The 14659-nt window shown below is 48.5% G+C and carries 17 protein-coding genes; 12 read left to right on the plus strand and 5 right to left on the minus strand.

Annotation, left to right across the window (positions count from 1 at the left end; translation table 11 throughout):
* Positions 1 to 122 precede the first annotated feature (122 nt).
* From MN202_RS19065 to MN202_RS19100, 8 genes are all read left to right on the plus strand, one after another.
* On the plus strand, positions 123 to 1781 hold the full coding sequence (locus MN202_RS19065) for a methyl-accepting chemotaxis protein (protein WP_335737735.1): 1659 nt from the start codon (positions 123 to 125) through the stop codon (positions 1779 to 1781).
* Positions 1782 to 1861: 80 nt separating this feature from the next.
* The gene (locus MN202_RS19070; protein ID WP_335737736.1) at positions 1862 to 3097 is read left to right on the plus strand and encodes a threonine/serine exporter family protein; all 1236 of its coding nucleotides are present in this window, start codon (positions 1862 to 1864) and stop codon (positions 3095 to 3097) included.
* Between the two features lie 85 nt (positions 3098 to 3182).
* Entirely contained in the window at positions 3183 to 3620 is a 438-nt protein-coding gene (locus MN202_RS19075) for a YybH family protein (protein WP_335737737.1), read from the plus strand.
* An 11-nt stretch (positions 3621 to 3631) separates the two neighbouring features.
* Positions 3632 to 3976, plus strand: coding sequence for a YciI family protein (locus MN202_RS19080; RefSeq protein ID WP_335737738.1), 345 nt, complete (start codon positions 3632 to 3634; stop codon positions 3974 to 3976).
* Between the two features lie 36 nt (positions 3977 to 4012).
* Positions 4013 to 5242, plus strand: a complete 1230-nt coding sequence (locus tag MN202_RS19085) for an RNA polymerase sigma factor (protein WP_335737751.1) — start codon at positions 4013 to 4015, stop codon at positions 5240 to 5242.
* A gap of 116 nt (positions 5243 to 5358) precedes the next feature.
* The gene (locus MN202_RS19090; protein ID WP_335737739.1) at positions 5359 to 7383 is read left to right on the plus strand and encodes a glycoside hydrolase family 97 protein; all 2025 of its coding nucleotides are present in this window, start codon (positions 5359 to 5361) and stop codon (positions 7381 to 7383) included.
* Positions 7384 to 7700: 317 nt separating this feature from the next.
* Complete coding sequence (locus tag MN202_RS19095; RefSeq protein ID WP_335737740.1) at positions 7701 to 8024, plus strand: hypothetical protein; 324 nt, start codon at positions 7701 to 7703, stop codon at positions 8022 to 8024.
* A 1080-nt stretch (positions 8025 to 9104) separates the two neighbouring features.
* Entirely contained in the window at positions 9105 to 10022 is a 918-nt protein-coding gene (locus MN202_RS19100; protein WP_335737741.1) for a hypothetical protein, read from the plus strand.
* Between the two features lie 302 nt (positions 10023 to 10324).
* On the opposite strand, the gene MN202_RS19105 is transcribed toward MN202_RS19100, so the two are convergent.
* From MN202_RS19105 to MN202_RS19120, 4 genes are read right to left on the minus strand one after another with little or no spacing between them, the layout of a single operon-like run.
* Positions 10325 to 10879, minus strand: a complete 555-nt coding sequence (locus MN202_RS19105; protein WP_335737742.1) for a hypothetical protein — start codon at positions 10877 to 10879, stop codon at positions 10325 to 10327.
* A gap of 10 nt (positions 10880 to 10889) precedes the next feature.
* Positions 10890 to 11195 carry a hypothetical protein gene (locus tag MN202_RS19110; RefSeq protein ID WP_335737743.1) on the minus strand — a complete coding sequence of 102 codons (306 nt, stop codon included), beginning with the start codon at positions 11193 to 11195 and terminating at the stop codon, positions 10890 to 10892.
* Positions 11195 to 11593 (minus strand): type II toxin-antitoxin system YafO family toxin, encoded by a 399-nt coding sequence (locus MN202_RS19115; RefSeq protein ID WP_335737744.1) that lies wholly within the window; start codon positions 11591 to 11593, stop codon positions 11195 to 11197. The genes MN202_RS19110 and MN202_RS19115 overlap by 1 nt, the downstream gene beginning before the upstream one ends.
* An 11-nt stretch (positions 11594 to 11604) precedes the next feature.
* Positions 11605 to 11751, minus strand: coding sequence for a hypothetical protein (locus MN202_RS19120; RefSeq protein ID WP_335737745.1), 147 nt, complete (start codon positions 11749 to 11751; stop codon positions 11605 to 11607).
* Between the two features lie 209 nt (positions 11752 to 11960).
* On the opposite strand from MN202_RS19120, the gene MN202_RS19125 reads away from it, so the two are divergent.
* From MN202_RS19125 to MN202_RS19140, 4 genes are all read left to right on the plus strand, one after another.
* Positions 11961 to 12539, plus strand: a complete 579-nt coding sequence (locus MN202_RS19125) for a hypothetical protein (protein ID WP_335737746.1) — start codon at positions 11961 to 11963, stop codon at positions 12537 to 12539.
* Between the two features lie 115 nt (positions 12540 to 12654).
* A complete protein-coding gene (locus tag MN202_RS19130) occupies positions 12655 to 13338 on the plus strand; it encodes a DUF5677 domain-containing protein (RefSeq protein WP_335737747.1) in 684 nt (227 codons plus the stop codon).
* Positions 13339 to 13608: 270 nt separating this feature from the next.
* The gene (locus MN202_RS19135) at positions 13609 to 13878 is read left to right on the plus strand and encodes a type II toxin-antitoxin system Phd/YefM family antitoxin (protein ID WP_331923030.1); all 270 of its coding nucleotides are present in this window, start codon (positions 13609 to 13611) and stop codon (positions 13876 to 13878) included.
* Entirely contained in the window at positions 13879 to 14166 is a 288-nt protein-coding gene (locus tag MN202_RS19140; RefSeq protein WP_335737748.1) for a type II toxin-antitoxin system RelE/ParE family toxin, read from the plus strand.
* 53 nt (positions 14167 to 14219) lie between these two features.
* Here the strand turns inward: MN202_RS19140 and MN202_RS19145 are convergent, their stop codons facing one another.
* Positions 14220 to 14408, minus strand: coding sequence for a hypothetical protein (locus MN202_RS19145; RefSeq protein WP_335737749.1), 189 nt, complete (start codon positions 14406 to 14408; stop codon positions 14220 to 14222).
* Between the last annotated feature and the right edge of the window lie 251 nt (positions 14409 to 14659).

Raw genomic sequence — 14659 nt, forward strand, 5'->3', positions numbered from 1 at the left:
TGTACAATGTTAAATACAAAAGAAATCAGAAGCTTGCAATTAGAAAAAATAGCAGCTTTACTTGTTAACTGCGCCTGAGCGATACGCTAAACAGGCGCCGTTAAGTTAGCAGAGGCCTGATAATGCAAACCTTGTCCATTAAACACAAAATATTGGTGTTAGCTACCATTCCGGTCATTCTGCTGACGCTGGTGCTCACCTGGCAATCTATCCGCCAGGCCAATGCCATTGCGCAAATGAGCGTTAAGCAATTGGAAGCCTCACTGTTTGCCGAACGCCGATCGCAGTTGGATGCCTTTGTTGAGCTGGCCATCAGCGCCACGGCCAGCGCCAGTACTGACGATGCCCGAAAACAGATATTACGCCAGCTACGTTACGAGCAGGGTAACAATTACTTTTTTGTCTACAACACCGCAGGTGTGCAGATCGTCAGTGCTGATAATCCGGCGCGGGAGGGGCAAAACTTTTACCAGAGCACCACCCCGGATGGCCGCCATCTGGTGCAGGATTACATTAAAGCCGCGCAGCGCGGTGGCGGCTATGTTGAATACAGCTGGCCGCGGGTTGGCAGCACTGTCACCTCGCCCAAGCTGGCCAAAGCCGTTATGTTACCCGGCAGCGATTGGGTGCTGGCTACCGGCTTTTACGTTGATGACTTACAGCAACAATTAACCGCCTTAGAGCAGCAAAGCAATGACGAAGTAAAGAGCGGCATTATCCGCCTGGTACTTATTGCCGCACTGTTGCTGGCGTTGATTATCGCCATAGGCTACGCGCTGGCGCGCAGCATACTGGCACCTTTGGCACAGGCAGTACAAGCAATGAAAGACATCGCCCAGGGCGATGGCGATTTAACTCAGCGGCTGGATGATCAGGGGCATGAGCTGGGTGAATTAGCCCAGGCTTTTAACGCTTTTGCCGCCCAGGTGGCGACACTGGTAGACAATGTCCGCACCTCGGTAAAAAGCCTGAGTCAATCTGGCGAGCAGCTGTCCGGCCTGATGCAACAAGCCGAACAGGGTGTACAGCGTCAACACAGTGAAAGCGATCAGGTCGCTACCGCCATGCATGAAATGGCTACCACGGCGCAAGACGTGGCCAGCAGCGCCAGTAATGCAGCCCATGCCGCCAATGATGCCGACCGGCAGGTACGCCAGGCGGCGGTAACCTTACAAAGTGCCATCGAGGTGATCCACGGCCTGGAGCGACAGGTGCAAACCGGGGTCGATGTTATTGGCCGCGTGGGCAGCGAATCGCAAAGTATCGGTGGCGTAGTGGAAGTTATCCGCGGCATTGCCGAGCAAACCAACCTGCTGGCGTTAAATGCCGCTATTGAAGCCGCCCGCGCCGGCGAGCAAGGCCGTGGTTTTGCCGTGGTGGCAGATGAAGTGCGCACCCTGGCAGCCAGAACCGCGGCCAGCACGCAGGAAATTAACAATATGATTGGCCGGCTGCAACTCGGCGCACAGGAGGCGGTTGGTGCGATAAACCAGATTAAAGAAGGCAGTAGCCATACCGTTAGCGAAGCATCAAAAGTCGACAAGGCACTGCACGAGATCCAGAATGCCGTCAGCACCATTAACGATATGAACAACCAGATTGCCAGTGCTGCCGAAGAGCAAACCACGGTATCCGAAACCATTAACCAGAACGTGCATGCCATCGTAGAAATTGCCCAGCAAACCGCAGAGGGTACCAGCCAGGCAAGCAGTATCAGCGAGCAACTGGCGTCTTTGGCGACAGAGCTGGAGCAACTGATTTCCCGCTATAAAACCCGATAACGATATTGTGTATTTGCCTGTTGTTGCCTCTGGTAACAGCAGGCTTTTGCATTACAATGACTAGCTTAGCTACCTGATGGATGCCGCTTGTGTACACTGCTGATTTTAACCATAAACGTAAATTTATCGTCAAGCTGGGCAAGATGCTGCATAAGTACGGCACACCAGCATACCGGCTGGAGGCACATTTAACTGAGCTGACAACGCATCTGGGTTTAAAGGGCTCTTTTATTATTTCGCCCACATCAATGACCTTTGTACTGTGGACCGATGGTCACGAGCAGGAATATACCCATGCCTCACGGGTTAACCCCGGCGATTTGGATTTAGGCGCCCTGTCACGTACCGATGAACTGGCCGATCAGGTGTTGCAGGGCAAAGTCAGCGTCAATGAAGCCGATGCCCTGCTGGATGTCATCGACAACCGGCCCAGCTCGTACGGCAAACTGGCCACTGCCGTGGCGATGATGGCATCCGGCGGTGCCTTTGCCATGCTTATGGCCACCAGTTGGAATGATGTGTTGTGGTCGTCGTTATTGTCACTGCTGGTGTACCTGTTTATGTTGTGGGCAGCCCGCTCGCCACGTATCGCTAATATGCTGGAGCCCTTAGTCGCGCTGGCCGCCGGTATTGCCGCCTGCGCCATCAGCAGCTACATCGATCCGGGCATTAATATTCGTCTGGCTGTACTGTCGGCCATTATTTCCTTTATACCCGGTTTAGCACTCACCATCGGCTTTGCTGAACTGGCGGCGCGGCATCTGGTATCGGGCAATGCCCGTATTATGGATGCGCTGATGCTGCTGTTTAAGCTGTATTTCGGCGCCCTGCTCGGCATTGCTATCGGTTTTGCCTTATTTGGCGTGGTCGACTTTGTTAAACCGGCACCGATATCACACCACTTTGCCTGGCTGGCGGTAGGCATTTTGGTCAGCTCGCTGATTGTGCTGTTTAAAAGCCGCGGTAAATATACGCTGTGGTCGCTGGCGGCCGGCTTTATTGCCTATGGCGTCAGCATTAGTGGTGCAGCCTTGTTTGATGCCACCATGGGTGCCTTTTTAGGCGCTTTTGCGGTCGGTATCTACAGCAACCTGTTTACCCGTTTAGCGAATGCTCCGGCGGTTATCGTTGCTATGCACGGCCTGATAGTGCTGGTACCGGGCAGTAAAACCTATATCGGTTTAAATTCGCTGATTTCCGGCCAGGATTTTGTGGTGTCTGATCGGGTTGGCCAACAAACCTTTTTAATTTTAATGGCCCTGGTGGCCGGGCTTATTTTTGCCAATGTGGCACTGCCACCAAAGAAAAGCCTGTAAAAAATTTAAAAAAGTTAGCCTGGGCTGTCGAATTAGTAGGCGTAACGACGACTAACTATGCTTATTTAAAAACAGGAGCATAGTGATGACGAACAACAGCAAAGCTGAGCAACAAATTCGCGATATGGTTAGCCGCTATGTCAATGCAGTGCGGGCAAAAGATGTTAACCGCATCGCCGACTTATACACTGATGACATAGTGGCCTTCGACGCTATTTTAGCCTTGCAGTTTAAAGGCAAAGCCGCCTACATTGAGCATTGGCACACTTGCATGGGCTTTACCAGCGGCGATATGCACTTTGAGGTACACCAGCTTAACGTCAGCGCCAGCGAACACCTGGCCTTTAGCCACAGCGTTAACCTGTGTGGCTGCACCAATGAGCAGGGCGAAATGCAAAGCAGCTGGATGCGCTGCACCCAGTGCTGGCAATACACCGCTGACGGTTGGAAAATCGTGCACGAGCATTTTTCTGCGCCCTTTGATATCGCAAGCGGCCAGGCCATATTTAACCAGGCGCCTTAAGGAGCAAAACGATGAAATATTTATGTCTGGTGTACAGTGACGAAAATACCCTGCATAGCCTGCCCGACAGCCCGCATGACAGTGAGTGCAATGCCTATGCCGAAAAAATCCAGGGCAGTGGCCGCATGCTGGCGGCAGAGGCTTTACAACCGGTTAGCACCGCCACCACCATTCGGGTGCGTAGCGGCAAAGTCAGCATGACCGATGGCCCCTTTGCCGAAACCAAAGAGCAGCTGGCCGGCTTTTATCTGGTAGAAGCGCATGACTTAAATGAGGCAATACAAATAGCCAGCGGTATACCGGCCGCACGGGTTGGCTCGGTCGAAGTACGGCCGGTGCGCCAGCTTGATGTCTAAGCCAGGCATGTAGCCCTGAAGCCGGTTAATCCCACCCTGCACAGCCAGCTACAGGCCCGGCTTAGCCACTTATACCAGCAAGAGTCGCGCAAGGTGCTGGCGACGTTGATCCGGCTGCTGGGCGATTTTGACCTGGCCGAAGAAGCGCTGCATGAGGCGTTTCATGCCGCGCTTAAACAATGGCCCACCGATGGCATACCGGCCAACCCCACTGCCTGGCTGGTATCCGCCGGGCGCTATAAGGCCATTGATCAGCTGCGCAAAAATAGCCGTTTCAGCCAATTACCGGACGAGGTGTTGGCACAACTTGCCGCAGCAGACCAGCCCGACGCCGAACCCATCAGCGATGACCAGCTAAGGTTAATTTTTACCTGCTGTCACCCCAGCCTGGCCAACGATGCGCAGCTGGCGTTAACATTGCGCGAAGTCTGCGGCTTAACCACCGAGCAAATTGCCCGCGCTTTTTTAACCAGTCCCACTACTGTGGCACAGCGCATAGTGCGCGCCAAAGGCAAAATCCGTGACGCGCGCATTCCTTACGAAGTACCAGCTGTTGCCGAACTACCGCAGCGGCTCGATAACGTACTACAGGTCATTTATCTGCTGTTTAATGAAGGCTATTCGGCGTCGATGGGCGAGCAGTTACTGGATATCAGCTTAAGTGATGAAGCTATCCGGCTTGGCCGCTTAATGCTTGAACTGCTGCCCGACGCCGAAACGGCCGGCTTACTGGCGCTAATGTTATTACAGCATGCCCGCCGTGCTGCACGCATTTCAGCCCAAGGCGAACTGGTGTTGCTGCCGCAGCAGGATCGCAGTTTATGGCAACAAACAGAAATTCGTGAGGGCAGTGAGTTAGTGCAATGGGCCCTGCGCACCCGCCGCATTGGCCCTTACACTTTACAAGCCGCTATCGCGGCCATCCATAGCGAAGCAGCGACGGCCGAAGACACCGACTGGCAGGAAATTTGCGGCTTATACAACTTATTGCTGCAAGCCGACCCGTCGCCGGTTATTGCCCTGAATCGGGCGGTGGCCATTGCCATGCGCGATGGTGCCGCTGCCGGTCTGGCACTGATTAGCGAGCTGGAGCAACAAGGCGAGCTTCGCCAATATCATCTGCTATACGCCGCCAAGGCTGAGCTGCTACGCCAACTTGGCCATAACGCAACGGCGTTGCAGGCGTACCAACAGGCACTGCAGCTATGCCAACAGGCACCGGAGCAGCGCTTTTTACAACAGCAAATTGCGGCGCTGCAAAACTGACACTGCCGCACTAGTAAGCTTAGCAGCTGAATACGTATGCAATAGCCGGCAAAACCTTGCTGCAAACTGGTGCAATGCTCTAGGGTAAAAGCTTTGTCACTGTAGCGGAAATGCTAATGCGCCTGTTTATAAAACCCTGCCTGCTGGCAACCCTGCTTACGCCGTTTTCTCTGCTGGCGGCCAGCCTGAGTGTGTCATCACCCGATGGTAATATCGAACTGACACTGAATGACACCGCCCTGACTTATCAGGTGGCGTTTCATGGCCAACCGGTTATCGCCCCGTCCGCACTGGGCTTTCGTTTTTTGCAGCTACCGGCACTGGCTAACGGCTACAAAATTACGTCGCACAGCCGCAATAGTGTTAAGCAAAGCTGGCAGCAGCCGTGGGGTGAGCGCACAACCGTGCTCGATCAGCATAACGAACTGGCAGTAACGCTTAAGCACCCTGAGCGCAAAGCGGCTTTTACGCTGCGCTTTAAACTGTTTAACGACGGCCTGGGCTTTCGCTACGAAGTACCAAATCAAGGCGTGGCGAAGCTGGATATTATCGACGAGCTGACCGAGTTTCGTATCAGCGACAGCAAACAAAGCACCGCCTGGTGGATCCCCGGCCGCGGCTGGAACCGCTATGAAATGCTGTACCGCACCACAGCGCTAAACGAGGTCGACCGCGCTCATACGCCGTTTACCTTTAAACTGCCCAGCGGCGTGCATTTAAGTATTCATGAAGCGGCACTGGTTAATTTTGCCGCCATGGTGCTGGATCAGCAGCGCGACGGCGTATTAAAAAGCGACTTAACGCCCTGGTCGGACGGCATTCGGGTGAAAACCAACGGCAGCTTTACCACGCCATGGCGCACTATCCAAATCGCCTCTAATGCGGTGGGGCTGCTTAACTCGGATTTAATTTTAAACCTGAACGAGCCAAATAAGCTCGGTGAGGTGTCCTGGGTAAAACCGGGTAAATACGCCGGCATCTGGTGGGGTATGCATCTGGAAACGCAAAGCTGGGGCAGCGGGCCTAAACACGCCGCTACCACGGCAAACACTAAAGCCTATATCGACTTTGCCGCCAAAAACGGCTTTGACGGTGTGTTAGTCGAAGGCTGGAATACCGGCTGGGACGGCGAGTGGTTTTTAAACGGCGCGGTATTTAACTTTACCACGCCCTACGCTGATTTTGACCTGGCCGAGGTTACAGCTTACGGTGCAGCAAAAGGCGTGAAGCTGGTGGGCCATCATGAAACCTCCGGCCATATCAGCAACTACGAAGCGCAAATGGCCGCTGCCTATGATTTATACGCCAAACACGGTGTTGGCCAGATTAAAACCGGCTATGTCGCCGACGGCGGCCAGGCCACCCGTATTGATGAAAACGGCATTGAACGCAAAGAGTGGCACGACGGCCAGTTGCTGGTTAACCACTATCTGCATTCGGTAAAAGAAGCAGCAAAACGGCAAATCAGCATTAACACCCATGAGCCCATTAAAGACACCGGCCTGCGCCGCACCTACCCGAACTGGATCAGCCGCGAAGGCGCCCGTGGCCAGGAATACAACGCCTGGGGCTCGCCACCAAACCCGCCGGAGCATACTGCCATGTTGCCGTTCACCCGTATGCTATCCGGCCCGATGGACTTTACCCCCGGCATTTTTAATCTGGCTTACAAGGGCCTGGATGCCGAAAACCGCGTACAAACCACACTGGCCAAGCAGTTAGCGTTATATGTAGTGCTGTACAGCCCAATCCAGATGGTGGCCGACTTGCCCGAACATTACGACGCCCACCCCAACGCCTTTCAGTTTATTAAAGACGTACCCACCGACTGGGCACAAAGCCAGGCACTGCAAGGCGAAGTCGGCGATTTTGTCGTGTTTGCCCGGCAGGATAAACACAGCGAAGACTGGTACTTAGGCGCACTGACTGATGAGCAAGCCCGTACCCTGACAGTAAAGCTGGACTTCTTACCGGCCGGTAAACGTTATACGGCGCAAATTTACCGCGATGGCAAAGACGCCGACTGGCGTACTAAACCGTACGAGATGATCATCGAGCAGCAAAGCGTAACAGCCAGTGACAGCCTAACTCTGCCACTGGCCAGCAGCGGCGGCGCAGCCATCCGCTTTAAAGCGCTGTAAGCTCAGCGCACTATGTCAGCCACAGCGGCAAACGCCGCTGTGTTTTCTCAAAGCCTCGTCATTGTGTCGCCGCAATACCACGCATAAACACGGTATAACCTACTGGAAAGCGGCGCTATTTTTGCTGATAAGTTAATCGCAAGCTTAAACCCCGCTTTCATTCCGGCATTTCAGACTACGTCTGCAATATGTAGTTGATTTAGGGTTAGATGTTGGCTAGTTTAGTAGGATGTAAGCCTAAGATAGGAAAAATACTCTTGATTAAAAGCTAGGCTTTTATCAAGCTGTTCAGTCAAAATAATGCCATCAGGTGACATATGGATTTTCTGAAACCGCAAAGCTATAACAAAACGCAGAAAGTAGGAGCTTTTTCAGTTATTGTTTCAATAATAACGATGCTATTTATCCACTTTCCATTCAAGGGATATTACATCTACGAGAGTGGAGATTGTCTACAATGGGGAATAAGGTACTGTGAAAAATATGAGCAGAGCATAAAATCTCCATTTGACTGGCAGTCTAGAGGGGCACTAATTGAATGGTTTGGGAACATCACCAACCTCATGGCGTTGATTTCATTTGTTTTGGTGATTGGCGTGTTTTTTGTGTATTTCTTCAAAGAAGAAAAAAATAAAGTTTAAAGTTCGATGCAGAATAATAAATTCTTGCGTGCACCTATGAACCTGTTGGAATCAACACCATAATCAGACATGAAAAAAGGGGGCGTAGCAACTTAACGGAGGTTAAGCTAAGCCACTGCTGCACATCAGCTAAACTAAAGTTACCAATTAAACGGTACCCCCCCGCATTTTTAAACTGGCCTACAAAGGCCTGGATGTAGAAAACCGCGGACAAACTACGCTGGCCAAGCAGTTAGCACTGTTTGTGGTGCTAAACAGCCCCATCCAGATGGCCGCCGACTTACCTGAAGACTACAACGCCCATCCGCAGGCTTTTGGTTTATTAAAAACGTGCCGACCGAACTGGCGCAAAGTATAGCGCTGCAAGACGCTATAAAAAAGAGTTGGTGGTGCACTTTCAATTCATGGCCTGGGGCTGCCTGATTGCTTTGTCTTAAATAAGCTCTATTTAGCGCCAGCACAGAAAATGCGCTGTACCGAGTTGGCAGAGCACATAAGTTTAAGCCATTCAGGCATTACCCTCTTGCCAAACCCACTGAAAAAAAATGATTTGGTAGAAAAAGAAGCCCGCGCACGTGACGCTAGAGTCAGCCTGGTGACACTATCTGCAACCGGCCAAAAGTGTACGATGAGGCGAAAATCGCCTTATCAGAAGCGTCGGCGGCGTTGTTTTCATCACTGAACTCAGTGCAACATGCAAATTTGCCGGGCTTAGTGAAAAAATTGTTAACGCAGTGAGTGTGGTTAATGCATCTCATACTGAAAAATAATTAATGCTGACTAAGCCGTATCCAAACACGTTAATTATAATGTAGTGGTTTTATTTGATTTAATGGAATGCATTAGCTATTTTTTAGAACGAAAATAAAATGATAACAATGTCAATTACGCTCTGTGTACGTGACTGTATGAATTACACTAACTTTACTCTTGCCTCCTTAGCTAAAATGGCGACATAGGCGAGGATTTATTAGCGAGAAGACGCCTTTTCAAATTAAAAATAATTTTACAGAACAAAAAATATCGTTTAGTTACTACATCTGGCAAAGGTTAACGTCTCTATGCTTCAGGAGCACTGCGATGGAAAAAGACAAGAACAAACTGATTATAATGCACTTAGCTAAAGAACCGGCGTTCCTGCTTGTATTCTCAATATGTTTAATGTTTGGCGCAGGAGCTTCTTATAATCTTTGGAATGGAAATCAATTAGAAGATAAGCTAATTGCCTTAGCCACATTTATAGTTGCAATCTTCGCAGCGCTATTCGCTATTCGATGTGTAACGACATCAAAGACGCCTAACACTCACACAAGAGAATTAGAAGTTAAATCAAATATCACAAATGATTTAAAATTCAACGAACTGGTAAATAACATAGCCAACAACATTAATGTAGCTCAGAGCAATTATAGGCACAAAGTATTTGAATCTGTAATGCTCGAGGACTTGCAAGAGTGGAGTTTGTTTTCAGACTCATGGGGAAAAGGCGAATATCGAGCACAAAAAGATTATAATCAGGTACTGTTAAAATTCTATAAAGAAGCCGAATCTTCGATATTCTCTACTTGCCTCCCTGAATACGTAAAAATATGGCGAACAGAGTTTGGCAAGCAAATTCTGAAAACTCACTTAGAAACCGACGTCTCGGTTACAAGAGTGTTCGTTTACGATCGCGCTTCTGACGTTACGCAAGAAGACTTCGAAGTTTTAAAGGAGCATGCAGCACAGGAGCCGAAAATAAGATCGTATATATACTTTGATGAAGAAGACAATGCGTTCAGCTTTCCAACAATATTAAGTAAAGATTTTACCTTAGTTGATGAAGGTAAAGCACTAGGAGTAACCGTATCATTTGGCATTGGTAAATTGGAAGCTCAGTGGAGATTTGGAGGGGCTGACAGTGAAAAATGGATGCCAATAATTATAAAGTGCAAAGAGCAACTTCTTGGAGTAAGTAAACCACTATCTGAATGGCTTCTAGAAAAAAACATTCATTAAAATAAATTACATTAACTTATCATGAATAAACACAAATTCAGCGCCGGAGAAACACACCATTTAATACACTAAAAAATACCACTCATATTATTTACAATAATATATTATTGTATTTTTCATTATGAAATACTGGTAATACGCTTAACATCACACATCCTCACTTTAGAACTCGCCTGATCAGCTAACTGGTCGTACTTGACAGTATTCCAATATATTGGAGGTGCTGTGAACGAACAACAACTGGATGCGGTATTTCGGAAAAAGGGGTCGAAGCTAATTAACCTCGGAAAAAGGGGTCGAAGCTAATTAACCTTGAGCAAGCTAAGCCATTGCTGCACATGAGCTTTGTTAAAGTTACCAATTAGCCGGTAAACACTGCCGCTATCACCGATAATTATAAAAACCGTGTTATCCGCCGCACCTTCATTTACCCGCATATAAGCTGCCACATCACCTTTGGTAAACTGCCTAAGCTGAGTTTCAGCATCAATACCAAACACCTGCAGCAATGCCTGCTGGTTAATTGAACTGTCACGCCAGGAAAACAAAGCATCTAATGCCTGGCGGCCATTTGCCAGCTCTAAGCGGGCCGGTAAACCAGAAAGTGCTTTATCGGCAGATTCATAACTTAGCGCATCAAAGCGTTTATCGCCATGCTCAAACACGATAGTGGGTGTTGAACCCGCCAGCACTGCAACCTTGTTGTAAGTAGCGCTGCTGGTGCAAATACTCAGCTCGACAAAAGTGATAACTACTGCATCATCACTGCAGCTAAATTCCGGCCAGGCGGTTACTGTTGGCTGCGCATGTAAACTGCAAGCAGACAGGGCCAACAGCGAAAGTAGTAGCCGATGCATCCAACCGAAGTTACTCAACCTCGACAAAGCCATCCGGCTTAAAGTCTTCTTTGTTGGCATCATACCGGGCTTTAAAATCCTCATCTGCTTTTTGATCAGATACCGGCCAGTTGATATCCAGATTTTTCAGGAAATCATCAAAGGCTATCCATCCAACAACATTAATGGAGGCGTCTAGCTGCCACTGCTCGCCATTCCATGCAGCAACGTCGTAAACCCCAAAGCCAGTTGGATAACGCTGTGCAGTAAAATACATACCCTGCTGTGTAGGCTGCTTGTCTTCAATCCAGTTAATGGCAAGTTTAGTTTTTTGCATTACATTTTGTTCCTGAAATCTTCGGCAGTGCGAATGAGCCAACGCATATAATTATCGTCCTGTGCAGCAGCATGCGCACCTGATGGGATAAAGTCTATCAGATAATAAGTATTGATACTGGTAGCACCCTCTGTATATACAAGCGCAGCATCACTGGTATTACCGGCACCAAACCTTACTACTTTCACCCGATCCAAAACATGGACATGCCGCAAACCGGCATTTTCTGCATAGGGCCTGGGCTCGTGATATGGTACATCTTTGCCAAAATAATTTACCCGCTCGCCCTCTTTATAGCGCTTAAAATCTTTTATTAGCAGGTCCAGATCTAGATTATGCTTTCGCTCACTATTCAGTACATCGCGTACAAAGACGCGCACTTTTTTCGACGTAATCACTGAGCAGGCTCCTATTTAACTTCAACAAAAACCGGCGCATCGCTGTCCGGAGTTTGCTTAACACGCTCGAAACTGTCTTTAACTCTTTTTTCAGAAACCGGATTCGGAATAAATTGCCGGACTGGGGCTGAATTTTGTTTTGCGGGTTTAGTGCTCATTAGGACTTTCCTGTCGTTTAAAGCGTCGAATAATATACTTATTTTAAACATTAAATAAACAAATAATTATCCAGCGTAGTGCTTTTGTTACCGGCAGCATCGGCAACGAGAATTCATTAGCACTGCGGAGTTATCGATTGCCGGAATAGATTTAATGAACTAGATTAACCTCTTAACGCATGTATAAGCACGCTGGCGACTGAGTAGCTATGGAAAATTTAGTACGAATATTTGAGGTTTTGGCGTGGCCAATCACGACCCTAATTATAGTAATTATGTTGCGTTCTCCTTTCCTTGAGCTGATATCGACACTGAAAAAGCTTAAATATAAAGACTTAGAGTTAGAATTTGAAAAGGAAGCGCAGAATATATTGGCCGCAGCAGAACGAGATTTGCCTGAACCAATAAAACCAGATCAGGCTGAAGTTAAAAACCCTGATATGCAGTATTCTTGTGCTCACTTACATTTAGATCCATCGGCAGAAATACTTGGAGCTTGGCGTGATTTAGAGCTAAAGCTGCGAGAACTATCAAGCGAACAGCGAGGCAACCGCAGCACGAGCCACGTCGTAAGAGAACTTGCTAAGTCAGGAAAAATATCCTCAGAAACAGCAGGCGTTATTTTAGAGTTGTCATATTTTAGAAACAAAATAGCTCATTCTGACGAAGAGCTGATATCTCACAATACGTCGTCCTCATTTATGGAATCAGTTGCTCGTGTCCTACCCCTGCTGGAAGACATTGATAGGCCTCACGGCCAAAATGTTATGCGCCACTCCAGCACATGACAATCTTAAGATGTCCTTGATAGATCCGCCCTGAAAACATATAACTCGCGCAAATAACGTACAGTGTACTCACTACAGCTCAACCTCAACGATGCAGCATAAAGGTGACGATAGCATGATGCATAAGGATCAAACATTGAGTAAAAATATCAAAGTTGTGTTCTCACCAAATGACGAGCCTTATCTTGGAAGAGAACTTCTGTTTCACTACGATCAGATGATTTCGTGCTGTTTAGAAATCAATGCTGAAATGGCACCACATTCTCATAAAATAGCTCTTTCCAGTTCTCAGAAAATGGCATGTCAGGTGATACCACAGAGCATTAGTTTGGTTTTATCAATTCGCGAACTCATTAGACAGGGGTACCTTTTTGGTGCTCACGTACTAAAACGAAGCTTGATTGAAAGAGTAACGATTTTGCTCTATCTACACCATTTTCCGGACAAACAGGTTCTTTGGGATGAAGGCTGGAAGCATAAGAATGCCCCTAGCCTCGCAAAAATGTTCGAACAAATAAATCAGAAAGAAAAGCATGATCTGAAAGTTAAAGGACATGAGCTAACTGCATCGCTCAACAGTTTAGTGCACGGGAAGCCTGAATCAGCTGCTTGGAACTCAGTCATTATGGGGGACGGTCAATTTGGCAGCGCACCTTCCAAAATGCTTAACAGCCCTAAGCTGTGTGATGATTTATGTGCAGATATTCTACCTTGGTTAACTATAATCCCAGCTTTGATGTGCGCATACTTTCCTGAAAGTAGGGGAAGTGAGTCGTTGCCAATTAATTCCTTACGCTAAGCTCGGTTACCCAAGGCTTTGCATCAGAGACTCAAATGAATTCAGCAACGTGGCAGTGCCCGAAGTGCCAGCGTGAGTTTAGTCGCAAAAATCAGCGCCATACTTGCGGCACTGGCAATAGTGCCGATGTGTTACGCGACAGGCCGCCAGCGGTTTCTAAAGCTATATTAACAGCCTGGCAAAGTACAAACTGCCTGGCAGTTTTCACTCGCTTGACGGCACCTTTTAACAGGTGCTATTAATGGCTACTGTTAACAGCAGGAGCTGAGCATGCAAACCAAATTCTCTGAAGATGTCGTGCCATTGTCGGATTTAAAAATAAACCCGGGCAAGGTAGTAACGCAAACTAACACCACCCACCGGCCGGTCTTATTAACCAGCCGGGGCCGCGGTGTTGCCGTGGTGCAGGCACTAGAAGATTACGAGAACACGGCTGAAGAGCTGCGCTTTGTAAAAGCTATTGCCACCGGCCTGGCGGATATTCGTGATGGCAATACGGTAACTGCAGAACAGGCTAAACAGCTGCTGGGAATTGATTGAGTGCGGTTAGAACTTGCGCAATCGGCATTGTCTGACTTGTTGGCCATAAAAGCCTGGTACATCGAGCAAGGCGTGCCGCATATTGGTCAGCGTTTTGTTACCGACATCATGGCCGCGGTACAGCGCCTGACAATTCAGCCTGATTCCGGCCGGATGGTGCCGGAGTTTAATCAAGCCAATATCCGTGAAATTATCCTGCCGCCGTTTCGCGTGGTATACCTGCGCGACACAGACTGTATCAGCCTTATCCGCGTCTGGCGCGGCGAGCGTCAGCTGCAACTGCCCTAGAAGGTAAGCCTGATGACCGAATATCGTATTTTCAGTATGCCTTTTGCTCAAGTCTATCCACTGTATGTAAAAAAGGCTGAACTAAAGTTATCAGTTAAACCGTAGACGTTACTGCTATTGCCGACGATCATAAAAATGGTAGTGTCCGCCGCACCTTTATTTACCCGCACATAAGCGACTATCTCGTCATTGCTAAACTGCATAAGCTGGGTTTCGGCATCAATGCCACACAGCTGGAGCAATTCCTACTGTTTGGTCATCAAGTTCGACCTGTCACGGCAGAATGACTTGTCTGAACTTGTCAAAACGCTGTTGTGATTTCCGGCTTTGCAAAGTTTCCGGCTGAAGAGTTCAGCACTTGTTGGCGCTGAGGATCTCAATACAGCGGGCTGTAACCGCTTTTCCATCTCCCCCCAGGTGGTAATACCCCCTAAAAATAACTGACGTCAAAAGTAGAATTTTCTCGTAACATAAACGCAGGAGATTCTGCATG

The sequence above is a fragment of the Rheinheimera muenzenbergensis genome, assembly GCF_036984005.1.
Lineage (GTDB): Bacteria > Pseudomonadota > Gammaproteobacteria > Enterobacterales > Alteromonadaceae > Alishewanella > Alishewanella muenzenbergensis.